Consider the following 24,801-nt stretch of genomic DNA (forward strand, 5'->3'; position numbering starts at 1 on the left):
GCCCCCTCGGGGTGCCCGCCGTTTCGCCGTCCGCGCACCGTGGAGCCCGGGGGCAGGATGATCCGGCCCGCCTCGTCACGGAACCCGCGGTCCCGGTGGACGGCGGGCACCCGGGAGGATCTCCGTGAACCAGGGAGGCGGGCCGGCCGTCCAGGTGATGGCGGGTGGCCGGACGGCGGCGCAGATCGGGCGGCCCAGGGGATCGGTCAGGCTCAGGTGTGCGGTGAGCAGGCCCGTCTCCGCCGCCTCGGTGAGGGTCTCGCCCGGCACGGCGTCGAACATCAGCTTGGCGCGGCGGAAGACCGCGGCCACGGCGCCGGACCCGTCACCTAGCCAGGAGAGGTAGAGGAAGCGGTCGCCGGGCCTGCCCTGCACCTGGTCGCCGGTCACGTCGGGGCCCGCGGCCTTCGCGGTGACCCGGACCTCGATCTCCCAGACGGCCTCGGCGACGTCTCCCGGAACGACGCCCAGAAGCTCACGCGACGGCGCCTTGCGCTGAAGCCCCACCCTGACGTCGGTGTACCCGGGAAAGCCCGTCCCGGCCGGGCAGTCCCGCCCCGGCCCCGCCGTCCCGATCACCCGAACCCGCATCCCGTCCCCTTCCGCGATGGGTGCAGTTTTCCTACGATATGTCGGTGCAACGCGATCACAGCTGCGAATCCGGCCGCCACTATCTTCGGCACGGCCGATTCGAGCTTCGGACCCCGCATCCCTACGAGGAGGCGGCGGCGGTCTCCGCCATCTGCGACGACGAGGCCCAGAAGTGGCTCGGCTGGCCGCCCGAGCTGGTCGTCCCCGCGGAGCAGCGGGACCGGTGGCTGTCGATGGAGCTGCCCGATCCGCACTTCTACCGCGAGCCTCCGGGCAGCGGCGACACCTACGCGCTCGTCGACCGGGAGGAGGCCCGTGTCGCCGGGATCCTCATCCTCTCCACCTGCCCCGATCACCGCAGGTGGGAGCTCGGCGGCGGGCTGGCGCCCTCCCACCGGCGGCGCGGTTTCGGGGCCGTCCTCTTCCGGCTGGGCCTGACGCTGGCCCACGAGCACTACGGGCTGCCCACCGTCCACGCGGGCACGGAGGAGGCCAACGCCGGCTGCTGCGGCAGCCTGCTCTCCGCGGGGTTCACCGCTTCCGGGGCCTCGGCGGTCCACCGGCTGCCGGACGGGCGCGAGGTCGAGGCCCTCTGGTTCTCCAGCACCGTGCCGGATCCCGTCTCGTGCCGGCGGCGCCGGTTCGGATGGGCGTCCTGGCGCTGACCGGAGGGGGTCAGCCGCAGCAGCCGCCGCCACAGCAACCGCCGCCACCGCCGCCGGAGGGGCGGGGGACGGGGGCTCCGCCGGTCATGGCGACCGTCGAGAGGAGCTTGACGGTGTCCTCGTGGCCGGACGGGCAGGTGGCGGGGGCCGAGGAGTCGGCCATCGGGCGGGTGAGCTCGAAGGTGTCGCCGCAGGCTTTGCAGCGGTAGTCGTAGCGAGGCATGAGGGCAGTCTAAGCGGCGGGTTCGGTGACATAGGCGGCCCACTGCGGGTCGCCGTCGGTGCCGATCAGGCCGATGAGACGCCAGTGGGCGCCGCGCGGGACCGCGGGGGGGATGTCGAGGGTCCAGCCGAGCTCCTCGAGCAGCCTGTCCGCCTTGCGGTGGTTGCAAGGGGTACAGGAGGCGACGCAGTTCTCCCAGGCGTGCTTGCCGCCCTTGCTGCGAGGCTGCACGTGGTCGATCGTCTCGGCCTTCTTGCCGCAGTAGACGCACCGGTAGTTGTCACGGCGCATGAGCGCGGCACGGGTCAGCGGGATGCGGGTGCGAAAGGGGATGCGCACATAGCGGCGGAGGCGGATCACCGAGGGGATCTGCATCTGCACGTTGGCGGATCGGAGGGAGGCGCCCGAGGAGTCGTGATGGACCACCTCCGCCTTCTCCCGGAGCACGAGACAGACGGCCCGGCGGAGGGGCAGCGTCGTCAGCGGTTCGTACGTCGCGTTCAGGAGAAGGACCTGGCGCATCAGCGGGCCTCCTCCCATGGAGAAGGCGGGTGCGAGCACCCTATGTGCGGTGGCACGCTGAAGACAGCGTGCCATGGCCGGGCCCCTGGCTCGGCCGGATCCGATACAACCGCCACGAGGACCTCCTCTGGGCGTTGACGACCCCGAGCAGTCAACAGTGTGACCAATGGGATGCGCTTCGCGCTACCCCTATATGCCCCGATCCGGGCGTCCGCAGACACCCCGTGGGGGTGAGGCTCCCTTGACCGGGGAGCCTCACCGACACGTCAGTTGCCCGCGGGCGCGGAGACCACGGTCGGCGTCGTCGCCGCCGGGGCGGCCGCGACCGGGTCCGGGGCGACGTCCCTCCGCCAGACGATCCGGCCCTTGATGTTGACGGTGCCCATCAGGTTCTCGGGCAGCTCCGCCTTGATCACACCCCGGGCCGACCGGCCGCCGGCGAGGGTGGCCCACCGGCACCGGACGGTGTCGCCGGCCGCCTTGCACGGCCCCGACACGGAGGTGACCGGCAGCGCCGGGAGCAGCTTGTGCGTCATGACGACGTCGTGGGCCGCCCTGCTGCCGCGGTTGGTGACCGTCCACTTCCAGAGGACGTGGTCCCCATCCTCCGAGATCTCCGGAGCGGAGTAGCCGAACTCGACGTCCCCGGCGGCGCGCAGGTTCTGCTGCCGCACGGACGCACTGGCCGGAGCCGTGGACAGCAGCGCGAAAGCCACCGCCCCCAGACCCGCGGTAAGGATCCTCATCGTTTGCGCTCCCCGAATGGTTCAAGATCGTTCGAACAGGGACAGTGTTAGCGGAGCCCTCCCAGAGTTCCAAGATCATCGGCGTGCCCTTGCGAAATATGAGAAGTGGATCTCACCGCCACCGCACACGAGGGCCGCCGCGGCGACGGTTAGGCTGGCGGACATGGACTACCCGGTCGCACCCCGTCAGGACATCGTCGAAGATCTTCACGGCCACCGGGTGGCCGATCCCTACCGGTGGCTCGAGGACCCCGCGAGCGCCGAGACCAAGGAGTGGCTCGCCGCCCAGGACGAGCTCTTCCACGCCGAGGTCGACGAGCTTCCCGGCCGCGACCACCTGCGCCGCCGCATCGGCGAGCTGCTCGGCTCGGGCTACATCTCCTCGCCGATCCACCGCGGCGACCGCCGGTTCTTCATGCGCCGCACCGCGGAGCAGGAACTCGGCGCCCTCTACACGATCGACCCCGACGGCTCCGAGCGCACCCTGATCGACCCGATCGCGCTGAACCCCGCCGGGACGACCACCCTCGACTCCTGGCAGCCCGACAAGGAGGGCCGCCTGCTGGCCTTCCAGCTCAGCGAGGGCGGCGACGAGGAGTCCAAGCTGTCGGTCATGGACATCGCGACGGGGGCGACCGTCGAGGGCCCGATCGACCGCTGCCGGTACACGAGCGTGGCGTGGCTGCCGGGCGGTGAGGCCTTCTACTACGTCCGCCGGCTGCCCAAAGAGCAGGTCCCCGAGGGCGAGGACCAGTACCACCGCCGCGTCTACCTGCACCGCCTCGGCACCGACCCCGAGACCGAGGACGTCCTCATCTTCGGCGAGGGTCGCGAGAAGACCGAGTACTACGGCGTCGGCGTCAGCCGCGACGGCCGCTACCTCACCGTCTCGGCCAGCCGCGGCACCGCGCCCCGCAACGACCTCTGGTACGCCGACCTCACCGCCTCCGCGCCCGAGGCCCCGGACCTGAAGCCGATCCAGATCGGCGTCGACGCCCAGACCAGCGTCCGCTTCCACCCCAGCGGGACCGCCTACATCTGGACCGACCGCGACGCCCCCCGCGGCCGCCTCGCCGTCGCCGACCCCGCCGACCTGTCGGTGGAGAACTGGAAGGACCTGCTCCCGGAGGACCCGGAGGCCGTCCTCAGCGACTACGCCATCCTCGACGACCTGGACAGCCCGGTCCTGCTGGCGGGCTGGACCCGGCACGCCGTCTCCGAGATCACCGTCCACGATCTGGCCACCGGCGAGCGCACCGGCGAGGTTCCGCTGCCGGGCCTCGGCTCGATCGGCGGGATCGTCGAACGCCCGGACGCCGGCCACGAGGCCTGGTTCAACTACACCGACAGCGTCACCCCCGGAAGCGTCCAGCACTACGACGCCAGGACCGGCGAGACCACGCTGTGGGCGTCGCCGCCCGGCACCGTCGAGGTCCCCGAGGTCGAGGCCCGGCAGATCGCCTACGCCTCCAAGGACGGCACGACCGTCCGCATGCTGGTCATCGGAAGTCTCGAGGGCGGACCCAAGCCGACCATCCTGTACGGCTACGGAGGCTTCAACGTCTCCCTGACCCCGTCCTACAGCGCGGGCATCCTGGCCTGGGTCGAGGCGGGCGGCGTCTACGTGGTCGCCAACCTGCGCGGCGGCTCCGAGGAGGGCGAGGAGTGGCATCGCGCGGGGATGCTCGGGCACAAGCAGAACGTCTTCGACGACTTCCACGCCGCCGCCGAGCGGCTCATCGCCGACGGCTGGACGACGCCGGAACAGCTCGCCATCTCGGGCGGCTCCAACGGCGGACTGCTCGTGGGCGCTGCCCTCACCCAGCGTCCCGACCTGTACGCGGCGGTCGTGTGCTCCGCCCCGCTGCTCGACATGGTCAGGTACGAGAAGTTCGGCCTGGGCCAGACCTGGAACGTCGAGTACGGCTCGGCGGACGACCCCGAGCAGCTCGGCTGGCTGCTGTCCTACTCGCCCTACCACCACGTCCACGAGGGCACCGACTACCCGGCGACGCTCTTCACCGTCTTCGAGTCCGACTCCAGGGTCGATCCCCTGCACGCGCGCAAGCTGGCCGCGGCGCTCCAGCACGCCACCTCGGGCGGGCGTCCGATCCTGCTGCGCAACGAGGCGGAGGTCGGGCACGGAGCCCGGTCGCTGACCCGGAGCGTGGACCTGTCGGTGGACACCATGTCGTTCCTGGCCCGGCACACCGGTCTCAGCCTGTGAGATGAGCGGGAGGCGAAGCGACCCGGGGGGACGGCACCGCGCCGCCGTCCCCCCGGGCACGTCACAGGAACTTCTCGCCGTAGATGTTGACGATCCCGTTGATGATCTCTCGGCGGAGCTCGGTCCAGCCGTACTTGCGGTACAGCTCGATCGCGGGCCCCTGGAACTCCGTGGTGTCGCCGATCAGGCGGCGGTAGCCGAGCAGCCGTGCCCGTTCCTCCAGCGCCTGGAGCACGGCGGCGCCGTACCCCAGCCGCTGCAGATCCGGCCGCACCCGCAACCGCACCATCTCGGCGGTCGTGTCGTCGTGCCTGCGCAGCCCGCCCATCGCCACGGGCGGACCGCCCGTGATGGGCGTTCCGACGAGGAACTCGCCCGTGCCGTCCCGGAGATAGAGCTCTTCGAGCCGGTGCAGATCGTGTTCGTAGTAGACGCCGTCGCCGGGCCGCAGCCCGATCCTGGCCAGCCCCTCACGGTGCAGGGAGAGCACCGCGGGGTGATCGGCCGGCCGGTAGCGCCTCAGCAGGAGATCGCCGAATGCCCAGGTGGGCGTGGCGGTCGGGCGCCGGACCAGGGTCCTGGCGCCGCTCCCGATGGCCGCCACCCGGTCAGACCATGTCTCTCGGCGGATCGGACCTCGGCGGATCGGACCTCGGCTGGTCTGGTTTCGAAGCGTCGGACGGCGTGCCGCCCTGCCCGAGCCTGCCGTTGCCGAGCGGGCTCTGCACCGACGGACCGGCCAGCGCCTCGCGCAGATCCCGCAGTTCGGAGATCTCGCCGTGGTTCTGGACGACCGTCGCGGCGAGCTGCCGGGCGCGGAGCATGAGGATGTCGGACCGGTGCTCGGGGTCGAGCTCGTTGATGGCGTCCTTCGCCACCGTGGCCGCGCGTCCCGGCTCTCCCGCGTGCAGCGCGCAGTGCGCACGGTCGAGCTTGACGAGCGTCCGGTCGATGACCTCGCTGGGCGAGTACAGGGTGAGCGCGTGCCTGAGCACTTCCTCGCCCTTGGAGTGGTCTCCGAGGTTGGTGTAGGTGTCGCCCTCGTAGAAGGACATCTGGCGGTCGGTGAACCCGAACACCAGATCGGTGGTGTCGTTCTTGGACAGCTGCTCGAACACCGCGCGCCCCCGTACGAGAGCGCGGCGTGCGGTCGGTGCCGCGTCGGAACGCCCGCGCAGCGCGAGCTGGCCGAGCGCCCTCGCCTCGACGGCCGGAGCCATCGCGGCGGCGACGTTCGGCGTCCGTCCCGCCAGATCCTGGGCCTTGCGGGCCAGGTGGAGAGCCTCGCGGGGATCTCCGTAGTAGAGCGGGAGCAGGGCCTCCCTGACGGTCACCCACGCGCGCAGGCCCCGGTCGCCGGTCTCGTCGGCGGCGGTGCGAGCGGTGCGGAAGAACGACCGGGCGAGCCTGTGGTCACCGAGATTGATCATGATGAGGCCGGAGACACCGGAGAGCTGAGCCGCGATGCGGCACAGACGCTCCTGGAGCTCCACCGGCTGCCGCTGGTCACACAGGCGGCGCACCTCGCTGAAATCGAGCAGCACGTCGCAGAGCATGCGCAGGGAAGGCGTCGACTGGTACGACTGACCGTACCCGTGGATCGTCTCCTCCCACTGGTCGAGCATTGTCGGCGACACCGTCGCGTTGACGAGGGTGTCGTCCATCTTCCTGCGGAGCTGATCCACTGCTCCGAGGAACTGGCCGTCGAGCGCCACGCCCGCTCCGGCCAGCAGTTGCAGAAGGGTCCGGCGAAGCACGACGTCCTCCTCTCCTAGGTCAATAGATGGCGGCCTTGCCATCGACCCGGAACCGTCGGCGCGGTGAAGGTTCCCGTCGAGCTGATGGGCCATCCAACTCCGGTCGACGACCGAGCCGACCAGGGTCACGGGTTCGGGGGCCGGCACCGGAGCGGCGGCCGCCGAACGCTGGTCGTGGCCCCTGCCGCAGACGCAGGGGCCTTGATAGCCGAGCTCGCCGGGATCGACGCGATACACCAGGCAGAGGTAGTGCAGGTACTCAGGGCCTGGACGTTTGTAGCCGCTCTCGTAGGCGGACAGCAGCGTCTCCCCGATCTTCGGGGCGGGTTTGCCGTCGACCTCGTAGAGCGCTCGCATCTGGGCCACCACATCCGACAGGGCCACCCCTTGTGCCAGCCGGTGAGCCTTGACTCGGCTCGTACCGAACAGCGGACCGCACTGCTCGGCGATCTCCGTGGCGATCGCCGCGTTGTTCAGTCCTCTGGCCAGACCTTGCGCGCGGATCCAACGCGCCCGATCCGATTCCTTACGGGGGGGTTCTGCCATCGTGCCGGCCTCCTCACCAATCCGCCGGATGTGTGCGCAGTCACTACTGTGCACTCCCCCGGGACTTGGCGACCGGTTTTCTCGGTCAGGTTGCAGGATTTTGATCTGCCCACGGAGCGTAACTCCGGTATCGCGTCCGGCCAACCCATCCCCGGAGAGACCGGGAGTAACTCCACCCACTGGAACACAGCATCCGCACCCCAGGTAGGAGAATCCTTATACCGGGGAGGTGGAAGGTTCGATTTCCCGCCGCACCTCGGCCTTGACCGTCCCCTTTCGGCTTGCAATTCTCGCCATGCAGCCAGTCATCCGGAAGCGCGGATGGCACGGACAAGACGAGGAGGTGCTCCGGTGACCGGCGATCTGAAGGTCGGGTATCTCGAGGAGCTGGTCGGGGAACTGGACGCCTGCGGTCTCATCGCCCGGGTCGTCCGGACCCGTTCCGGTCCCGCCTTCCTCCGCGTCGTCAACCCCAGGGCCGCGAGCCTCACCGAGAACGTGACGTGCGCGCCGGCCCCCGAGTCCCGGGAACACTACTTCTGGTGGTCCTGGGGAGAACGCCTGCACCGGGTCGACGACCCGGGCGCCGCCGCCCGCAAGGTGGCGCGCGTCCTGGAGCCGCTGACCCCCACGAGCCGGGAGGGTTCCGCGAGGGCCTGACGAACCAGGCGCGGTGGCTCGAGCCCCCGCGGAACCCACCCGTACCACCCCAGACGCCCGGGCGGCGACCACGCCCAGTTCTCATCGCCCGGGCGCACCGCGAACGGACTTGCCGGCTCCCCGGAGGGGGGCGGGTCGGGAGGTCCGTTCACCAGACCCTCCCCGGAGACCGCTCCGGGACCGTCCCTCATGATCACCGCCGCGACCGTACAACCCGATCGTTACCGTCCCCTACGATCGGTTTCCGTACAGGTCGCACGTCCACGGTGGTGGTCCGGACGGTTCCCGTCTCGGTCCCGGGGAGGGTCTTCTCTTGTCTTTGTCCATGCCGTTCTCCGATCAGCAGATGCCCGGCGGCACCTGCGCGCCGACGGGCTACGAGGACAAGGCCAGCGTCGCCTGCCGGACGATCTGGAACGTCTCGCACAACCTCGAGGTGACGCGCTTCTTCCACAGCTGGCTCGACGATCTGGTCACCACGCTGCTGTGGGTGATCATGTCTCTGGTCATCGCGCTGGTGGTGAAGTCCTACACCCACCGGCTGATCACGAAGATCACGCAGAAGATGGCCGAGGGGACCATGTCGGAGAAGATCCGGGACCGCACCCGGACCATCTTCGACGGCAGCCCCGCCCTGCTCAGCGAGCGCCGCAAGCAGCGCATGGAGACCATGGGATCGGTGCTCCGCTCCATCGCCTCCGTTGTGATCTTCGGCACTGCCACGTTCACGGTCCTCGGCCAGATGGGGCTCAACCTGACCCCCATCCTCGCCAGCGCCACCGTGATCGGCGCCGCGGTCGGCTTCGGCGCCCAGAACATCGTCAAGGACCTGCTGGCCGGGCTGTTCATGCTGCTGGAGGACCAGTACGGGGTCGGCGACATCGTCGACACCGGGCCCGCCAAGGGCACCGTCGAGGCCGTCACGCTGCGGGTGACGCGGCTGCGCGACGTCAACGGGGTCGTCTGGTACGTCAGGAACGGCGAGATCACCCGGATCGGCAACGAGTCGCAGAACTGGGGACGGGCCGTCCTGGACATCCCGGTGGCCACCGACCAGGACCTCGACGCCGTGAAGGACCTGCTCCAGACCACGGCGGACGACCTGGCCCGCGAGCCCGCCTGGGAGGAGGTCATCACCGAGGAGCCGTCGGTCTGGGGCGTCCAGGCGCTCAGCAGCGACTCGATGATCATCCGGGTGACGCTGAAGACGCTGCCGGGACGCCAGAACGACGTGGCCCGGGCCCTGCGGATGCGCGTCAAGAAGGCTTTCGACGAGGCGGGCATCGTCCTCGGCACCCTGGCATAGGCTGTCTCCTGATGAGCCAACAGGTCACTTACTACGAGGCCATGGGCGGCGACGACACCTTCCGTCGCCTCGTCCACCGCTTCTACGAGGGCGTCGCCACCGACCCGGTGCTGCGGCCGCTCTATCCCGAAGAGGATCTCGGCCCGGCCGAGGAGCGCCTCGCGCTGTTCCTCATCCAGTACTGGGGCGGGCCCACCACCTACAGCGAGCAGCGCGGCCACCCGCGGCTGCGGATGCGCCACCACCCCTTCGTGATCGGCGAGAAGGAGCGGGACGCCTGGCTGCTGCACATGCGCGCCGGGGTCGACTCGCTCGACCTCCCGCCGCATCTCGAAGAGGTGCTCTGGGACTACCTGACGCGCGCCGCGCACAGCCTGGTGAACAGCGAGGGATAACCGGGTAGATCGTCCCCCATGACGACTTCCCCGCACTCTCCGCGTCCGTGGTGGCACGACGCCGTGGTCTACGAGGTCTACCCGCGCAGCTTCGCCGACTCCTCCGGGGACGGTGAAGGCGATCTCGAGGGCATCCGCTCCCGGCTGCCCTACCTCAGGGATCTCGGGGTCGACGCGCTGTGGCTGACCCCGTTCTACACCTCCCCCCTCGCCGACGGCGGCTACGACGTGGCCGACTACCGCGACGTCGACCCGCGGTTCGGCACCCTCGCCGACTTCGACGCCCTCATCGGCGACGCGCACGACCTCGGCCTGCGAGTGATCATCGACATCGTGCCAAACCACACCTCCTCGGCCCACCCCTGGTTCCAGGAGGCGCTGCGCGGCGCCGGCCGGGACCGCTACCTCTTCCGCTCCGGCGACGCCCCGCCCAACGACTGGAAGTCCAACTTCGGCGGCCCCGCCTGGACCCGGGTCGCCGACGGCTCCTGGTACCTGCACCTCTACACGCCCGGGCAGCCCGACCTGAACTGGCGCAACCCCGACATCCGCAAGGAGTTCGAGGACATCCTGCGGTTCTGGCTCGACCGGGGCGTCGACGGCTTCCGGATCGACGTCGCGGCCGGGCTGTTCAAGGACGCGAAGCTCGCCGACCTCGGCGGGCTCGGCACCCACGCGGCCGGGTCTCCGATGTACGGGCGGCCCGAGGTCCACGCGATCTACCGGGACTGGCGGGCGATCCTCGACTCCTACCCCGGCGACCGCATGGCCGTCGGCGAGGTGTGGACCGAGTCCCCCGACGACCTGGCCCTGTACGTGCGCCCGGACGAGCTGCACCAGGCGTTCCAGTTCGCGCTGCTGCTGGCCCCCTGGGACGCCGGCGCGTTCAGGGAGATCGTCACCTCGACGCTCTCCTCGGCGCGGGGCGCGGCGCCGACCTGGGTGCTGTCCTCGCACGACGTGATCCGGCACTCCTCCCGCTACGGCACGCCGGAGCGGGCACGGGCGGCCCTGCTGTTCCTGCTGGCCCTGCCCGGCTCCGCCTACCTCTACCAGGGCGAGGAGCTGGGCCTTCCGGAGGTCTTCGACCTGCCGGACGCGGCGCGCCAGGACCCGATCTTCTTCCAGGGGGGCGGGGTCGGCCGCGACGGCTGCCGGGTGCCGCTGCCCTGGTCGGGGGACGTCCCGCCGTTCGGGTTCTCCACCGCGGGGTCCTGGCTGCCCCAGCCGGCCTCCTGGGCCCCCCTGACGGCCTCAGCGCAGGCCGCGGACCCCTCGTCCATGCTCGCCTTCTACCGGACGGCCCTGGGCCTCAGGCGCCGTCTCAAGGGCGCCCTGCCGGACTCGCTGGAATGGCTGGAGGGCTATCCGCAGGACGTGCTGGCGTTCCGGCGGGGCCCGCTGACCTGCGTCGTCAACTTCGGCACCGAGCCGGTGCCGTTCGCGGGCACAGAACCGTTCACCGGCACGGTGCTGCTGGCGGCGGGCGACGTCACGGACGGTTCCGTGCCCGGCGGCGGCGGGGTGTGGCTGGAGGCCTGAGCGCGGCCCGGCCGGGACGCGGCCGGGCCCTTCGCCCTCCGGAGCCGCTCGGCCGGCCCGGAGCTACTTCACGGTCCAGCAGTCTTCCTTCTCCAGGTAGACGTAGTGCGGTCCCTTGATCTTGTAGTTCTTCGACAGGACCCGCTTCCCGCCCTTGAACGCCTGGACGTCGAGGATCCGGGGCCTGACCTTGGCCCCCTTGACGTTCGCGACGGCCTTGCGCGCCGCCGCCAGCGCCTTCTTCTTCGTCTTGGCGTGGATCTCCACGAACACCGCGTCGGGATCACCGCCCCAGTCGCACCGCTGCTTGATCCCCTTGCACGGCTTCGGCTCGACGATCTTCACGCACTTGGCCTCGCACGCCTGGGCGCCGGGCGAAACGGCCATGATGAGGGCGAACGCGGAAACGAGGGCGAGCAGAATGCGGCGCAAAGGTCCTCCAGGCATCCGGTGGGCTCTCACCCTACTCCGCACCGTCAAGCCCAAATTGCCTCTCAGAGAAGGCTTTAACCCTCCCTCAGGGCTCGATCGGCGGCAGCGGAGCCGGCTCCAGCCCGCGCGGCACCGGCGGTGACGTGGGGACGACCGAGACCGTGTAGGTCTCGTCCCCGTAGAGCGACTGGTACCGGATCTCCAGGGCGATCCGGCCCCTGATCAGCTCCCAGAACCAGGCGTCCTCTTCCGGCCGGTAGCCGCGGACGCCCAGAAGGAACTCGGCGTACCCCACCGGGAGGATCGTGCCGCCCGCCTCGTGGAAGGTCACGGCCGAGGGGCGCCGGGGCAGGCCGTCCCTGAGGCCGTTGACGTTCCGCTCCGTCCAGGGGCCGAGCGGACGGCCGTCGACCGTCAGGGCGGAGCTGATGATCACTGCGGGGCCGAGGCCGTGGTTGGCCAGGTGGAGGCCGGTCACCGCTGCGGAGTTCCGCTTGAACTGGAACTGGAGATGGGGCCGGACCGACTGGCGGTTGTGCCGGCGCGCCGCGCCGGACTGGCGGATCGAGACGACGAGGGAGGCGACGGCGATCACCGTCGCGCTGATGGCCGTGATGGTGTCGGCGTCCATGAGCCGTCCTGTCGGCGAGGGGATGTCCCCCTTCGACCGATCCGGCGGGCGTCCGGTTCCCTCGGATCGGTGAACCCGGCGAAGGCTCCGGCCGTCCTACGGGACATGGGAGGTCACGAGGTGTCCGGGCGCTACGGGCGGGGCAGGCTCCTGCTGCTCGCCGCACTGCCGCTGGTGCTGACGGTGGTGATGGTGGTCGTGCTGGCCGCCGAGGACGCGGGCTTCAGCGGCTTTCTGCTGCTGGTGCTGGTGGCCCTGTGGGGGCCGGTGGTGTTCCTGCTGGTCGCGCCGCCGGTGATCAGGGTGGAGAACGAGCGGCTGTTCGTCCGCAACGGCTTCGGGCGGGCGATCCGGTGCCCGTGGGCCGACGTGTCCGGGATCGAGATCCGGCTCAGGGCCGTGCGGACCGCACCGGATCCGGTCGGCTGGCTCATCGTCTCCTACAGGGGGCGCGGCTTCACCACCGACGTCGAGCTCTCCTGTTTCCCCGGCACCGCTCAGGAGATCGCGGCGGAGCTCGGCCCCGAGCTGCCCTCGTCCATCCCCTTCACCGCGCCGGAACCCTGACCCCGGCCGCCGACGGCGGGGGCCTTCAGGGCTTTTCCCGGGCGGGGACGAAGCGGGAGATGTATTCGCGCTCGGCCGGGGTGTAGCGGCGGAGGCGGGCGTTCTCCACGTCGAAGGCGACCAGGGTCGAGGTGGCGGTGGCGTAGACGTGTTCGTCGTCGCGGATCTCGTAGGCGAGCTTGAAGGAGGCGGCGCGGAGGTCGGTCACCCAGGTCTCGACGCGGATGGCGTGCAGGACGCCCGTCAGGGGGACCTTGTAGTCGATCTCGTGGCGGGAGACGACCATGCCGCGGACGGGTTCGAGGCCCGCGAGGACCGGGTCGGCGTGGAACATCACCAGGCGGGCGTCCTCGAGGTAGCCGAGGAACTTCACGTTGTTGACGTGCATCTGGGAGTCGATGTCGCCGAAGCGGATGTGGAACTCGTAGATGTGCCGGTGGGACCGGGAGGAGTCCTGCTGCGGGAGCAGCGTGGCGGTGTCTTCCATGTCCTGCCTTCTGATCGGGCGTACCGGGGCAGAACACAGGGTACCGGGCGGGGTCGGGGCCCTCGTAACCGCCGGAAGCCCACAAGATCCGTGGATCTTGTGGGCTTCCGGCAAAAAAAAGCGATCTTCGGGCGTCCTGGGAGGCCGTCCTAGTCGCGGGTGAGCTTGCGGTAGGTGACGCGGTGCGGGCGGGCCGCTTCGGCGCCGAGGCGCGCGATTTTATTCTTTTCGTAGTCCGCGAAGTTGCCCTCGAACCAGAACCAGTTGGACTCGCCCTCCCACGCCAGGATGTGCGTGGCGATGCGGTCGAGGAACCACCGGTCGTGCGAGGTGATCACGGCGCAGCCCGGGAACTCCAGGAGCGCGTTCTCCAGGGAGGAGAGCGTCTCGACGTCCAGGTCGTTGGTCGGCTCGTCCAGCATCAGGACGTTGCCGCCCTGCTTGAGGGTCAGCGCCAGGTTGAGGCGGTTGCGCTCGCCACCGGACAGGACCCCGGCCTTCTTCTGCTGGTCCGGGCCCTTGAAGCCGAACGCCGCCACGTACGCGCGGGACGGCATCTCGACCATGCCGACCTTGATGTGGTCGAGACCGTCGGAGACGACCTCCCAGACGTTCTTGGCCGGGTCGATGCCGCCGCGGCCCTGGTCGACGTAGGAGAGCTGGACGGTGTCGCCCAGCCGCAGCACGCCGGAGTCCGGGGTCTCCTCGCCGTTGATCATCCGGAACAGGGTCGTCTTACCGACACCGTTCGGGCCGATCACGCCGACGATGCCGTTCGGCGGCAGGTTGAAGGAGATGTTCTCCCACAGCACCCGGTCGCCGAAGCCCTTGGTCATGCCCTCGGCGACGATCACCGTGTTGCCCAGGCGCGGGCCCGGCGGGATCTGGATCTCCTCGAAGTCGAGCTTGCGCATCTTCGAGGCCTCGGACGCCATCTCCTCGTAGCGGTCGAGGCGGGCCTTGGACTTGGTCTGGCGGGCCTTGGCGTTGGAGCGGACCCACTCCAGTTCCTCTTCCAGGCGCTTCTTGCGCTTGACGTCCTTGTTGCCCTCGACCTTGAGCCGCTCGGCCTTCTTCTCCAGGTAGGTGGAGTAGTTGCCCTCGTAGGGGAAGCAGCGGCCGCGGTCGAGCTCGAGGATCCAGGTGGCGACGTTGTCGAGGAAGTACCGGTCGTGAGTGACCGCCAGGACGGTGCCCGGGTACTTCTCGAGGTAGGACTCCAGCCAGTTCACCGACTCGGCGTCCAGGTGGTTGGTGGGCTCGTCGAGGAGCAGCAGGTCGGGCGCTTCGAGCAGGAGCTTGCACAGCGCCACGCGGCGGCGCTCACCACCGGACAGCTGGGTGACGGGCAGATCGGGGGCGGGACAGCGCAGGGCGTCCATCGCCTGGTCGAGCTGCGAGTCGAGGTCCCAGGCGTTGCGGTGGTCGAGCTGCTCCTGCAGCTTGCCCATCTCGTCGAGGAGCTCGTCGGTGTAGTTGGTCGCCATCTCCTCGGCGATGGCGTTGAACCGCGCCAGCATCCCGATCGTCTCGGCGACGCCCTCCTGGACGTTCTCCAGGACGGTCTTCTCCTCGTTGAGCGGGGGCTCCTGCTGGAGCATGCCGACGGTGAAGCCCGGCATGAGCTTCGCGTCGCCGTTGGAGGGCTGCTCGAGACCGGCCATCATCCGCATGAGCGTCGACTTACCGGTGCCGTTCGGGCCCACAACGCCGATCTTGGCCCCGGGCAGGAAGTGCAGTGTGACGTCGTCCAGGACAACCTTGTCACCGTGCGCCTTGCGCACACGCTGCATCGTGTAGATGTACTCGGCCATGGTCCTAGGCTAGTGGGTTCTCCCGGCCGCTATTGACGTGCGCGAGATCACAGGTCCGGATCGCGGGTCCGCCCGGGGGCCCGGTCAGCCCGCTTTGCGGACGGCCGGGAGGCAGACCCGGTCGCGGCCCGACTCCTTGGCCCGGTAGAGGGCCAGGTCGGCGGAGGCGAGCAGCTCGATGAGGTCCTGGCCGTGGGTGCGGAACAGCGCGACGCCCACCGAGATCGTCACGCTGACGGTGCTCTCCTCGGCGGGGACGGCCAGCCGGCGGACCCTCGCCCGCAGCCGCTCGGCGACCCGGCAGGCCTCGACGGTGTCGGCGCCCGGGAGCAGGACGGCGAACTCCTCCCCGCCGAACCGGCCGATCACGTCGTAGTCGCGGAGCTGGTGGACCAGGGTCGAGGAGACGCTGATCAGGACCTGGTCGCCGATCAGGTGGCCGTAGGTGTCGTTGACCCGCTTGAAGTGGTCGATGTCGACCAGCAGAACGGCCAGCGGCTCGTGGGAGCGCTGGGCCCTGGACAGCTCGGTGTCCGCCTCGCGCTGCCAGGCGCCCGCGTTCAGCAGGCCGGTCTTGGCGTCGGTGCGGGCGGCGGCCTGGAGCTGCTGGTGCATCAGGCTCCGCTGGAGCAGCACCACCGGCGGCAGGGCCAGCAGGAGGAGCGCCGGGGAGATCACGCAGGTGATCGCGACGATCACTCCGACGCAGAGCTCCACGACGTCGAGGAGCAGGCTCTCGCGGGTCCACAGGACGTCGCGCCAGCGGCCCTCCTGGGTGGCGGCGTGCGCGGCGACCGCGACGAGCATGGTGTTGAGGACGATGAACAGGACCGCGCAGCCGATGGCGACCAGGATCGAGCGCTGGTCGTCGGTGACCCAGCGGCCCGGCCCGGCCAGGGGGTGCGGCACGGCCTGGTGGAAGACCAGCGAGGCCGCCGCGCCCGAGAGCCCGAGCGCCGCGGCGGCGAAGACCCGCCGGTGCGGCATCGTGGCCCGCACCCGGTACTGGAGCAGCATCTGGAGCGGCAGCGGCACCAGCAGGGCGTAGACCGGCGGCAGCAGCAGCGCGACCGGCAGCCACCACGCGGACAGCAGGTCCCGTGCCACGCCCGCGGGCATCCCGAGCCGCCGGGACGCCTCGATGCAGACCGCCCCGCAGAGCCCGAGCGCCACGAAGGTGAGCGCGTCCTCCCACCGCCAGGCGGTGTGCGCCGCGGCCCAGACCGTGATCCCCACGTATCCGGTCACGACGAGGAAGACGTACCCCACCAGCGGCAGCGGCTGGGCGAGCAGAGGCCACCGGGCGGGCCCGCGGCCGGGCTCACCCTCCCGGCGATGCTCGTCGGCGGCTGACTGGTGCACTGCCGTCATGCTTCCCCCACCCCGGCCACCTATCACTTTAGGTAACACGATAGTTGCAAGGCGTGCGCCGCGGGGCGGAAAGCGATACCTTCTTCGAGCACTTCCCGCGCACCCCTTTCCCCGACCCCACCGACCTCAGGAGGCCCTCATGCACGGCGTCTCCTGGATCTAGGGCCCCGGCCCCGGGGGCCTCGATCCCTCCCCTCACGGTGAAGTGGCGTTCGAGCCCGCCCACCCGGTCATGGCCGTGACCGGGTGACCGGGTGACCGGGTGACCGGGTGGGCGGAGGCTCGGCGGACGGCGGTGGAGGGGCCCGCCGCCTCGGGGCTCCGAGCCCCCGCCCCTGGAGGGTGGTCCGAGGGGATCGCGCCGTGGTCAGGCCGCTTCCTCAGCCTCCTCTCTCTCCACGGGCTCCGTCTCTCCGGGGGACGGGGCGGCCGGGCGCAGGGGGACGGCCCGGCCGGCCACCTGTTCGGTGAGTTCGGCGGCTTCCTCCAGGTCGGTGACGGTGGTGGGGGCGTTCTTGACGACGCGCTGGAAGTAGGCCTTGCCGCGGTTGAGATCGGGACCCAGGGCGATCGCCTCCAGTTCCACGGTGTAGCGGCGCTCGCCCGCGTGCTCGTATTCGCGGACGCGCAGCCGGCCCTGGGCGATGATCGGGGTACCGGGACCGAACTCCGAGGCGTTGACGTTCTCCGCCAGGGCCTTCCAGCAGCTGATCGCGACGAAGGTGGGCGGCTGCTCGGTCCACAGGCCGGTCTCACGGACGAAGCGGCGTGGGGTGATCCCGGCTCGTAAAGACAGGAACGGGACCCCGTTACTGGTGATCCGGTACTGGGGCTTCGCCGCCACCCAGCCGATCAGGGTCGTGTAGGCCTCGTCCATGACTCCTCCGGGGAGCCGGGGGTTCCCGTCGAACCCCGTCCACCCCCAACACTCGCCGACCCGCGAGATCATCGGGAGCCCGCTCCCGGATCTGTGGACAACTCCGCCGAGCCTCCGGCGGCCGCGACGAGGCGAGAGATCAGGAGCGGGCGGCGTCGAGGGTGGTGCGGTAGGTGGCGTAGGAGTCGAGCTCGTCGGCGACCGGGGCCAGGACCTGGGTGTCGGCCACGGTGGCGATGCTGTCGCGCATCCGGCGTTCGATGCGCTCGCCGTGGCGGGCCGCCGACAGGGCGACGACGTTGCGGCAGGCCGCGGCCGTGAGGGCGCCCATGCCGAACATGCAGGCCGTGAGGACGACGACCCACGGCAGGATCGCCCGGTCGTCGAGGAGGCTGGTCGGGGTGTCCCCGACGTCCACCAGCGCGAACGCGACCAGGAGACCCGTCCAGGTCAGCCCGAGCGCGGCCCCGGCGACGAGCAGGTACTGCCACCCCTTCACCAGCCACCACCAGCGCGGGACCTGGTTGAGCGACGGCAGCGTCTCGCGGAGCGCGGTGCCGAGCGCGTCGGGCAGATCGGCCGCGTGGACGCGCGCAGCGTCGCGGACCGAGCGCCGCCACGGCGCCGGAAGATCGAAGGCGACGCCGTCGGTCACCCCGTGCAGGGCGTTGTCCACATCGCCCTGCTGTGCCCCGACGGGCCCGGTGAACGAGCCCCTCAGCTCCTCGCGGAGCTCGGTGAGCCGCATCATCCGCAGCGGATCGCGGCGGAAGCGCCGCACCCAGCGGGCGAACGGCCAGCCGACGTAGTCGGAGGCCCGCAGCTCGTAGGCGCTCTCCATGGCCTCGGCCACGGCGGGCACGCCGGCCGCGACGGTCAGGGCGTCGACCAGCGCCTCGCGCCGGGAGTCCTCGACCTCGGCGGCCGGCTCCTCCTCCCCCGCGAGGTCGGCGAAGCGCTCGACGACCTTGTCGAGGTCGGCCCCGAGCCGTTCGGAGCGGGCGTTGCGCGTCGCGACGGTCGTGGACAGGACCGCGCGCAGCTCGTCGACCCCGCCGGGGGCCACCGCGGAGGTCGTGATGATGTGCGGATCGCTGAGGCCCTCGGCCTCCAGCAGGCGCCGCAGGTCGCTGACGCAGTCCTTGACCTCGGCCGGTCCCAGCCGGTCCACCTGGTTGAGGACGATCAGCGTGACGGCCGCGTGCCGGGCGAACGGCACGATGTAGTCGCGGTGCAGGGCGGCGTCGGCGTACTTCTGCGGGTCGACGACCCAGATCAGGAGGTCGGCGACGGCCGTGAAGCGGTCGACCTCGGCCCGGTGCATCGCCTGGATCGAGTCGTGGTCGGGCAGGTCCAGCAGGACGAGCCCGCGCAGGGAGTTCTCGGCCCGTGCGCCGTTGCGGTCCAGCGCACTGGCCCTGGCGTACCGGAACCGCTTGTCGACGGCCAGCCAGTCCAGCAGCGGCGCGGCACCGTCCAGGCCCCAGACGCAGGCGTGGGCGGCGGAGGTCATCGGGCGGCGCATCCCCGTCGGCGAGAGCTCGAGCCCGCACACGGCGTTGAACAGGGAGGACTTGCCGGATCCCGTGCCGCCAGCGAGCGTCACGACGGTGTGCTCGCCGGACAGGCGCATCCGCTCCCCTGCGCGCGACAGCACCGCCGTGGCCTCGTCGAGCAGTTCCTCGTCCACCCGGCCGAGGCCCAGGGAGACCAGCCGTTCGAGCGCTTCGAGCCGCTCGCCGACGTCCCCGCCTACGGGCGTCTCGTCCTTGGCCGCCCCGGCTTCCGGCGCTTCGTCCGTGGACGTCCCGCTCCCTGCCTTCTCGTCCCCGGATGCTCCGTCCTCGGGCTCATCATCCCCGGACGTCCCGGCTTCGGGCTTCTCGTCCTTCGATGTTCCGCTTTCGGCCTTCTCGTCCGTGGAAGTCCCGGGCTCTCCGTCCTGCGGCGTCTCGTCAACCACCTCGCCGTCGACGGACGCCTCACCCGGCTCCTCGACGGCCTCGGGCTCGTCGGCCTCGGCCTCCGCGAGCGTCGCGTCCTCGGCGGCGACGGCCGCTTCCGGGGCGTCGTCTCCGGGCTCCTCGACGATCTTCTGGTCTCCGGCGGGCTCCTCGGCCTCGGTCTCGGCACGGGCGTCGCGCTCGGCCAGCGCGGCCTGAGCCGCGAGCTCGGCGGCGAGATCGCCGGTGCCGTCGGCGACGGAGCGCTCTACGGCCGGTTCCTCCGGAAGCGAGGGCTCCTCCGCGGCGGACGCTTCGGGGGATTCCTGTTCGAGGGGCTCCGGTTCGAGGGTTTCCGGCAGGTCGCCGGGCTCGTCCGCGGTCTCGTCGGCGGCCGGTTCGTCCTCGGGACGCTCGGCGGGTTCGGGCTCGGGGGCCTCCTCCGGCACGACCTCGACGCTCCGCAGCGCGGCACGGGTCCGTCCGGCGGAGGCCACGTCGGTGGGCTTCTCCTGGCTGATGATCGTCTCCGCGGAGGCCGTCCCGTCCTCAGCCGCGGGCTCCTCGACGACGGGCTCGGCGGTGACGGGCTCGGCGGTGACGGGCCTCGCGGACGCGCCCCGGGTCCGCCGGGAGGCGGCCGGAGGGGCTCCCAGCCCCAGCGGATCGGCCGGGTCGATCTTGGAGGCGTCGAAACGGGGCCTCCGGCCCGGCCGAACGGCGACCTCTTCGGCCGGAGCGGCGCCCTCGGCGGAAGGCTCGGCCTCCTCGGCGGGCCCCACGCCGTTCCCCGACGGCTCCGCGGCCGTCTCGGCGGGCTTCACGACGCTCTTCCCCCGGGCCGCGCGACGTCCACCGCGGGCCGCAGGGCTCTCCTCGGCGGGCTCCGCGACGTCCGCGACGGGCTCCTCGACGTCCTCGGACGCCCCGACGAGGTCCTCGATCGGACGGGCGGCGTCCTCGAACGGCCGCCCGATCTCCGCACCGGAGGCCCGGGAATCCTCCTCGGCCTCACTCCCGGAAGCGGAGACGGAGGCCTCGGGCTCCTCGGCCACGGGAACGTCCTTCCCGGCCGCCGGAGGCACGGGAGCACCCAGGTAGGGGTCCTCGGAGGCGAAGGACAGGGCGGGAAAGATCTCGGTGTCGGCGTCCGGCCGCGGCGCGGACGCACGGGACAGGCCCAGGCCCAGCGGGTCGGCGGGGTCGATGGCGGACTCGTCGAAGGCCGCCTTGCCGGTGCGCGGCAGCGGTGACCACTCGTCGGAGTGCTCGGCCTTCCCGAGCTCTTCCTTGGCCTCGGTGGCCGGATCTGACTCGGGAAGGGTCATCGGGCGACCTCGAGGTTGTACGTGGCCTGGTAGAGGGCCACTGCGGTGCCCTCGTCGGGAATGTCCGCCTGGTCCAGAACCTGGCCGAACCGAAGGCTCTCCTCGTCGAGGAGCATGGTGACGCGGGCCCGCAGGTCCGCCTTGGCCTTGGCGGACATGCCGCGCAGGGACTCGGCGCCGAACAGCGACTTGAGCAGCCGCTGCGGGACGGCGCTGGTGCCGCCCTCGACGACGACGTCGCTGGTGCCGTAGCCGAGGATGCCGACCATCAGCACCACCGACAGCGCCTCGGAGTCGAAGCTGACCAGCTTGGCGATCGACCGCTTGATCACGCCCTCGTGCCGGACGAGCTCCAGCACGTGGTCCTGCCAGCCGCTGACGGCCCGGGTGACCCGGCGCGACAGCTCGGGCGAGGCGGTGCCCAGCACGGCGGCCTTGTCGGCGAGCACGAGCACCCCGGCGGGGTCCCCCTGCCAGCGCGCGACGGCCTGCTCGGCGCCCTGCTCGGCGGCGGCGACGATCAGTGATTCGAGGGCCGAGCGCAGGGCGGCCTTCAGCGCCCGCACCCGGGGCGCGGAGCGGCGGCGCCGGGTGGACGGCTTGGGCACGTCCTTGCCCCGCCGGACGTGCAGGGCCCGCAGGAGATCGCCCGTGCCGGCGAAGTCCTGCCAGCGCGCCAGCACCTCGCCCTGGAGCAGGGCGCCGTTGCGGGTGGCCTCGTCGAGCTCGGCGAGCGCGGTCGAGTAGGCGGACTCGACGATCCTGGCGAGGTCGTCGCGCCGGTCGACCTGGTCCTCGACCTGCCGGGCCAGGGCCGGGATCCGGACGCGGAAGGAGTCGAGGACGCCGCCGAGCGTCTCGACGATCACCTCGTCGCGCACCTCGGTGTTGTCGACGAAGCCCGTCAGCCAGGCCCGGATGTCGGAGATGTCGTCCTCCGGCAGCCGCGACTCCACGACGGTCGTCTCGGGGATGGTGAAGCGCGGGGCCTCGCCGAAGCCGCGCTCGTCCAGCATCTCGGCGAAGTGCTCGGCGACCTCGCGGCCGGGCCCCGGCTGCACCCGGGAGAGCACCACGCCCAGCGACGCGCCCTGCTCGCGGGCACGCTGGAGCATCCGCCAGACCTGGGCGTCGGCGTAGCGGGCCGCTGTGGTGACGCAGATCCAGAGGTCGGCCGCGGCCATGAGCTTGGTCGCGAACTCGTAGTGGTCCTCGAAGAGGGAGTCGAAGTCGGGGCTGTCGAGCAGGGCGACGCCGCGCGGGACGGCCTCCGTCCTGATCACGACGAGCTGGTCGCCGACGACCGCGTCGGGCGCGGGGCCCTCGACCCGTCCCATGGTCGGGACGACGCCGGGCGGCGTGTCCTCGGTGCCCATGAACCAGTCGAAGTTGTCGGGATGGCAGACCAGGATGGGGCTGGACGTGGTGGGGCGCAGCACTCCGGTGCCCGAGACGCGGGCCCCGACCAGGCTGTTGACCAGCGTGGACTTGCCCGCGCCGGTGGAGCCGCCGAACACCGCGAGCAGGGGCGTCGCCGCCGCCCTGACCCGCGGCAGCACGTAGTCGTCGAGCTGGTCGCGGATCTCCTTCGCCGCCAGCCGGGCCTCTTCGGCGCCGGGTACGTCGAGAGTGAAGCGCAGTGCGTCGATCTGATCGCGCAGATCGGCCAGGAGCCGGCTCAGTGGTGCCGGGCCCTCTCCTCCCCCCGCAACGGGGTTCTGCGTCGTCAGTGCGCTCTGGTCCGCCGGGGATGTCACGGGTCCCGCCCTATATCCGCCGTCAACTTGCCGAGTTCCTGAGCCACCCGCACGACCTCGCCGACCACGACGATCGCCGGTGGACGCACCCCCTGCGCCGTCATGTCGTCCGCCACCGTGGCCAGCGTCGTGTGAAGCGTGCGCTGGCCGGGGAGGGTGCCGTCCTGGATCACGGCCACGGGAGTGTCAGTCGCCCGACCATAGCGCATGAGAGCGTCAGCTATCAGACGCATTCGCTCGACAGCCATCATCAGGACGAGCGTGCCGTTGTTGGACGCCAGGACGGGCCAGTCGACGGTCGAGTCGGGGTGGCCCGGGGGCACGTGCGCGGAGACGACGTGGAACTCCTGGGCGACCCCCCGGTGGGTCACCGGGATGTTCGCGTAGGCCGGGGCGGCGATCGAGCTGGTGATCCCTGGGACGACCGTCACGGGGACGCCGTGGGCCGCGCAGTACAGGGCCTCCTCACCGCCGCGGCCGAAGACGAAGTTGTCGCCGCCCTTGAGCCTGACCACGAACTTGCCCTGTCTCGCGTGCTCGACCAGGGCTTCGTTGATCTTGTCCTGGTGCAGGGCCCGGCCATAGGGGATCTTGGCGGCGTCGATCACCTCGACGTCGGGCGAGAGCTCGTCCAGGAGGTTGCGGGGGCCGAGCCGGTCGGTCACCACCACGTCGGCCTGGGCCAGGAGCTGGCGGCCGCGGACGGTGATCAGGCCGGGGTCGCCGGGTCCGCCGCCGACCAGGGCGACGCCGACGGGCTTCTTGCGGGAGTGACGGGCCTCGAGGGTGGCGTCGCGCAGGCCGTCGACGATGGCGTCGCGGATCCCGGCGGCCCGGCGGGGGTCGCCGCCGCTCAGGACGCCGACGGTGGCCTCGCCGACCTGCCCGGTCGCGGGGGTCCAGGCGGCGGAGGCCTCGGCGTCGTCGGCCCGGACGCACCAGATCCGCAGCGCGTCGGCCTCGGCCGCGACCCTGACGTTGGTCTTCGCGTCGTCGGCACAGGCCTGGACCAGCCAGGCCCCTTCGAGATCACCGCTCTCGTAGGCCCTCCGGTGCCAGACGATCTGCTCCAGCAGGTCCTCGAGAGAGGGGGTGATCTCCGGCGCGATCAGCTCGACGGCGGCGCCGGCGGCCAGCAGCGTCGGCACGCGGCGTTGCGCCACGCGCCCGCCGCCGACCACGACGACGCGTCGCCCGGCGAGGCGGAGACCAAGGAGGTACGGCGGCACCGGTGAGCTCTTCCCATCTGCAGGAACGGCCAGGAGACGACTAAGGGGAACTGCTGAGACAAACGTTACTCGGCCTCCCAACCGAGAACAGACGAGACCACCCCGCCAACGCCACATCGTGACGATGTCGGAAGAAACCGGCACCTTTTGTTCGCCAAGCCGTGACGTTCACTCCTACCCCTCATGGCTCATACGGAACATTCCGGAGAGAGCGTTCATGAGGGGTTTCCAGTCCTCCCGGACCGCGATCCTGATCCATTCGGGGCCGAGCCCGGGAAAGGTGTCGCCGCGGCGGACCGCGATCCCCTCGGCGCGCAGGGCCTCCCGGACGCCGACGCCGGCGCGCACGCACAGGAAGGAGGCCGACGCCCCCGGGACGACCGGCAGGCCCAGGGCCTCCAGCGCCTCGGTCATCTCGGCCCGCTGGACCGCCAGCTCGCGCGTCCAGGCCTCGGCCTCGGCGACGGCCCGGTCGGACACGCAGGCCTCGATCGCCCGGAGCGCGGGGGTCGAGACCGCCCAGAGCGGCTGGGCCTCGGCCAGCGCGGAGATCATCCCGGCCGGGGCCAGCACGTATCCGGCGCGCAGGCCGGCCAGCCCCCAAGTCTTGGTCAGGCTCCTGAGCACGACCAGGCCGGGTGCCGCCCGTGCGGCGAGGGACTCGGGCTCGCCGGGGACGCAGTCCATGAACGCCTCGTCGACGACGACCGTCCGGCCGGGCCTGAGCAGCGCGGTGATCGTCTCCGCGGGATGCAGGACCGAGGTCGGGTTGGTCGGGTTGCCGATCATGACGAGGTCGGCGTCCTCCGGCACGAGGGCCGGGTCGAGCCGGAAGCCGCCGGTGAGGACCACCCGCCCGACCTCGTGGCCCGCCGCCCGCAGCGCCGCCTCGGGCTCGGTGAACTGGGGATGGACGACCACGGCCCGCCGGGGGCGCAGGACCCGTGCCAGCAGCACGAAGGCCTCGGCGGCACCGGCGGTCAGCAGGACCTCGCCGACGGGACGGCCGTGCCGCCGGGCGACGGCCGCCGTCGCCGCGGTGGCGTCGGGGTAGGCGGCGAGATCGGCCAGCGAGTCCGTGATCACCTCGGCGAGCCAGCCGGGAGGGCCGCCCCTGACGTTGACGGCGTGGTCGATCAGCCCGCCGCCGACCTCGGCGTCGCCGTGGTGGCGCAGGTCCTCCAT

The 24,801-nt window shown here is 71.3% G+C and carries 23 protein-coding genes; 7 read left to right on the top strand and 16 right to left on the bottom strand.

Features of this window, described 5'->3' with window-relative positions; translation table 11 throughout:
• Positions 1-75: 75 nt before the first annotated feature.
• The gene (locus ABD785_RS29695; protein ID WP_344834960.1) at positions 76-591 is read right to left on the bottom strand and encodes a DUF5990 family protein; all 516 of its coding nucleotides are present in this window, start codon (positions 589-591) and stop codon (positions 76-78) included.
• Between the two features lie 44 nt (positions 592-635).
• Between ABD785_RS29695 and ABD785_RS29700 the strand changes: the two genes are divergently transcribed.
• The gene (locus ABD785_RS29700; protein WP_344834963.1) at positions 636-1,256 is read left to right on the top strand and encodes a GNAT family N-acetyltransferase; all 621 of its coding nucleotides are present in this window, start codon (positions 636-638) and stop codon (positions 1,254-1,256) included.
• 10 nt (positions 1,257-1,266) lie between these two features.
• On the opposite strand, the gene ABD785_RS29705 is transcribed toward ABD785_RS29700, so the two are convergent.
• The 3 genes from ABD785_RS29705 to ABD785_RS29715 form a co-directional block, all read right to left on the bottom strand.
• On the bottom strand, positions 1,267-1,479 hold the full coding sequence (locus ABD785_RS29705; protein WP_344834966.1) for an FmdB family zinc ribbon protein: 213 nt from the start codon (positions 1,477-1,479) through the stop codon (positions 1,267-1,269).
• A 9-nt stretch (positions 1,480-1,488) separates the two neighbouring features.
• Complete coding sequence (locus tag ABD785_RS29710; RefSeq protein WP_344834970.1) at positions 1,489-2,001, bottom strand: HNH endonuclease; 513 nt, start codon at positions 1,999-2,001, stop codon at positions 1,489-1,491.
• 266 nt (positions 2,002-2,267) lie between these two features.
• Positions 2,268-2,747 carry a hypothetical protein gene (locus ABD785_RS29715; protein WP_344834973.1) on the bottom strand — a complete coding sequence of 160 codons (480 nt, stop codon included), beginning with the start codon at positions 2,745-2,747 and terminating at the stop codon, positions 2,268-2,270.
• A gap of 163 nt (positions 2,748-2,910) precedes the next feature.
• Here ABD785_RS29715 and ABD785_RS29720 point away from each other — a divergent pair, with 163 nt between their 5' ends.
• A complete protein-coding gene (locus ABD785_RS29720; RefSeq protein ID WP_344834977.1) occupies positions 2,911-4,974 on the top strand; it encodes a prolyl oligopeptidase family serine peptidase in 2,064 nt (687 codons plus the stop codon).
• A 61-nt stretch (positions 4,975-5,035) separates the two neighbouring features.
• Here the strand turns inward: ABD785_RS29720 and ABD785_RS29725 are convergent, their stop codons facing one another.
• Both ABD785_RS29725 and ABD785_RS29730 read right to left on the bottom strand, forming a co-directional pair.
• Complete coding sequence (locus tag ABD785_RS29725) at positions 5,036-5,578, bottom strand: GNAT family N-acetyltransferase (RefSeq protein WP_344834980.1); 543 nt, start codon at positions 5,576-5,578, stop codon at positions 5,036-5,038.
• Positions 5,579-5,582: 4 nt separating this feature from the next.
• Complete coding sequence (locus tag ABD785_RS29730; protein WP_344834983.1) at positions 5,583-7,088, bottom strand: NsdA family TPR-like regulatory protein; 1,506 nt, start codon at positions 7,086-7,088, stop codon at positions 5,583-5,585.
• 540 nt (positions 7,089-7,628) lie between these two features.
• Here ABD785_RS29730 and ABD785_RS29735 point away from each other — a divergent pair.
• From ABD785_RS29735 to ABD785_RS29750, 4 genes are all read left to right on the top strand, one after another.
• Positions 7,629-7,937 (top strand): hypothetical protein, encoded by a 309-nt coding sequence (locus ABD785_RS29735; RefSeq protein ID WP_344834986.1) that lies wholly within the window; start codon positions 7,629-7,631, stop codon positions 7,935-7,937.
• A gap of 325 nt (positions 7,938-8,262) precedes the next feature.
• Positions 8,263-9,243: a mechanosensitive ion channel family protein gene (locus ABD785_RS29740; RefSeq protein ID WP_344834989.1), complete on the top strand. Its 981-nt coding sequence runs from the start codon at positions 8,263-8,265 to the stop codon at positions 9,241-9,243.
• Between the two features lie 11 nt (positions 9,244-9,254).
• Positions 9,255-9,638, top strand: coding sequence for a globin (locus tag ABD785_RS29745; RefSeq protein ID WP_344834992.1), 384 nt, complete (start codon positions 9,255-9,257; stop codon positions 9,636-9,638).
• An 18-nt stretch (positions 9,639-9,656) separates the two neighbouring features.
• On the top strand, positions 9,657-11,180 hold the full coding sequence (locus tag ABD785_RS29750) for a glycoside hydrolase family 13 protein (protein ID WP_344834994.1): 1,524 nt from the start codon (positions 9,657-9,659) through the stop codon (positions 11,178-11,180).
• A 63-nt stretch (positions 11,181-11,243) separates the two neighbouring features.
• Here the strand turns inward: ABD785_RS29750 and ABD785_RS29755 are convergent, their stop codons facing one another.
• Positions 11,244-11,612, bottom strand: coding sequence for a hypothetical protein (locus tag ABD785_RS29755; protein WP_344834997.1), 369 nt, complete (start codon positions 11,610-11,612; stop codon positions 11,244-11,246).
• An 85-nt stretch (positions 11,613-11,697) separates the two neighbouring features.
• Positions 11,698-12,243, bottom strand: coding sequence for a hypothetical protein (locus ABD785_RS29760; RefSeq protein WP_344834999.1), 546 nt, complete (start codon positions 12,241-12,243; stop codon positions 11,698-11,700).
• Positions 12,244-12,363: 120 nt separating this feature from the next.
• Between ABD785_RS29760 and ABD785_RS29765 the strand changes: the two genes are divergently transcribed.
• On the top strand, positions 12,364-12,810 hold the full coding sequence (locus ABD785_RS29765) for a hypothetical protein (protein ID WP_344835001.1): 447 nt from the start codon (positions 12,364-12,366) through the stop codon (positions 12,808-12,810).
• 25 nt (positions 12,811-12,835) lie between these two features.
• Here ABD785_RS29765 and ABD785_RS29770 read toward each other — a convergent pair whose 3' ends face one another.
• From ABD785_RS29770 to cobC, 8 genes are all read right to left on the bottom strand, one after another.
• A complete protein-coding gene (locus tag ABD785_RS29770; protein WP_344835005.1) occupies positions 12,836-13,297 on the bottom strand; it encodes an acyl-CoA thioesterase in 462 nt (153 codons plus the stop codon).
• Positions 13,298-13,446: 149 nt separating this feature from the next.
• Entirely contained in the window at positions 13,447-15,111 is a 1,665-nt protein-coding gene (gene ettA, locus ABD785_RS29775) for an energy-dependent translational throttle protein EttA (protein ID WP_344835009.1), read from the bottom strand.
• 84 nt (positions 15,112-15,195) lie between these two features.
• Positions 15,196-16,482 (bottom strand): GGDEF domain-containing protein, encoded by a 1,287-nt coding sequence (locus tag ABD785_RS29780; RefSeq protein ID WP_344835012.1) that lies wholly within the window; start codon positions 16,480-16,482, stop codon positions 15,196-15,198.
• A gap of 367 nt (positions 16,483-16,849) precedes the next feature.
• The gene (locus tag ABD785_RS29785; protein ID WP_344835016.1) at positions 16,850-17,359 is read right to left on the bottom strand and encodes a single-stranded DNA-binding protein; all 510 of its coding nucleotides are present in this window, start codon (positions 17,357-17,359) and stop codon (positions 16,850-16,852) included.
• Positions 17,360-17,498: 139 nt separating this feature from the next.
• On the bottom strand, positions 17,499-20,630 hold the full coding sequence (locus ABD785_RS29790; protein WP_344835019.1) for a hypothetical protein: 3,132 nt from the start codon (positions 20,628-20,630) through the stop codon (positions 17,499-17,501).
• A complete protein-coding gene (locus ABD785_RS29795; protein WP_344835022.1) occupies positions 20,627-22,387 on the bottom strand; it encodes a GTPase family protein in 1,761 nt (586 codons plus the stop codon). Before ABD785_RS29795 ends, ABD785_RS29790 begins: the two co-directional genes overlap by 4 nt.
• Entirely contained in the window at positions 22,384-23,616 is a 1,233-nt protein-coding gene (gene cobA / locus ABD785_RS29800) for a uroporphyrinogen-III C-methyltransferase (RefSeq protein WP_344835024.1), read from the bottom strand. Before cobA ends, ABD785_RS29795 begins: the two co-directional genes overlap by 4 nt.
• Before the next feature lie 174 nt (positions 23,617-23,790).
• On the bottom strand, positions 23,791-24,801 hold the full coding sequence (gene cobC, locus ABD785_RS29805; protein ID WP_344835026.1) for an Rv2231c family histidinol phosphate aminotransferase CobC: 1,011 nt from the start codon (positions 24,799-24,801) through the stop codon (positions 23,791-23,793).

The sequence above is a fragment of the Actinocorallia longicatena genome, from assembly GCF_039534125.1.
Lineage (GTDB): Bacteria > Actinomycetota > Actinomycetes > Streptosporangiales > Streptosporangiaceae > Actinocorallia > Actinocorallia longicatena.

Excerpts from the sequence above, each read along its gene's own strand:
- ABD785_RS29695 (WP_344834960.1), bottom strand. The coding sequence starts at position 591 with ATGCGGGTTCGGGTGATCGGGACGGCGGGGCCGGGGCGGGACTGCCCG.
- ABD785_RS29705 (WP_344834966.1), bottom strand. The coding sequence starts at position 1,479 with ATGCCTCGCTACGACTACCGCTGCAAAGCCTGCGGCGACACCTTCGAG.
- ABD785_RS29710 (WP_344834970.1), bottom strand. The coding sequence starts at position 2,001 with ATGCGCCAGGTCCTTCTCCTGAACGCGACGTACGAACCGCTGACGACG.
- ABD785_RS29715 (WP_344834973.1), bottom strand. The coding sequence starts at position 2,747 with ATGAGGATCCTTACCGCGGGTCTGGGGGCGGTGGCTTTCGCGCTGCTG.
- ABD785_RS29720 (WP_344834977.1), top strand. The coding sequence starts at position 2,911 with ATGGACTACCCGGTCGCACCCCGTCAGGACATCGTCGAAGATCTTCAC.
- ABD785_RS29730 (WP_344834983.1), bottom strand. The coding sequence starts at position 7,088 with ATGCGAGCGCTCTACGAGGTCGACGGCAAACCCGCCCCGAAGATCGGG.
- ABD785_RS29740 (WP_344834989.1), top strand. The coding sequence starts at position 8,263 with ATGCCGTTCTCCGATCAGCAGATGCCCGGCGGCACCTGCGCGCCGACG.
- ABD785_RS29745 (WP_344834992.1), top strand. The coding sequence starts at position 9,255 with ATGAGCCAACAGGTCACTTACTACGAGGCCATGGGCGGCGACGACACC.
- ABD785_RS29750 (WP_344834994.1), top strand. The coding sequence starts at position 9,657 with ATGACGACTTCCCCGCACTCTCCGCGTCCGTGGTGGCACGACGCCGTG.
- ABD785_RS29760 (WP_344834999.1), bottom strand. The coding sequence starts at position 12,243 with ATGGACGCCGACACCATCACGGCCATCAGCGCGACGGTGATCGCCGTC.
- ABD785_RS29770 (WP_344835005.1), bottom strand. The coding sequence starts at position 13,297 with ATGGAAGACACCGCCACGCTGCTCCCGCAGCAGGACTCCTCCCGGTCC.
- ettA (WP_344835009.1), bottom strand. The coding sequence starts at position 15,111 with ATGGCCGAGTACATCTACACGATGCAGCGTGTGCGCAAGGCGCACGGT.
- ABD785_RS29780 (WP_344835012.1), bottom strand. The coding sequence starts at position 16,482 with ATGACGGCAGTGCACCAGTCAGCCGCCGACGAGCATCGCCGGGAGGGT.
- ABD785_RS29785 (WP_344835016.1), bottom strand. The coding sequence starts at position 17,359 with ATGGACGAGGCCTACACGACCCTGATCGGCTGGGTGGCGGCGAAGCCC.
- ABD785_RS29790 (WP_344835019.1), bottom strand. The coding sequence starts at position 20,630 with ATGACCCTTCCCGAGTCAGATCCGGCCACCGAGGCCAAGGAAGAGCTC.
- cobC (WP_344835026.1), bottom strand. The coding sequence starts at position 24,801 with ATGGAGGACCTGCGCCACCACGGCGACGCCGAGGTCGGCGGCGGGCTG.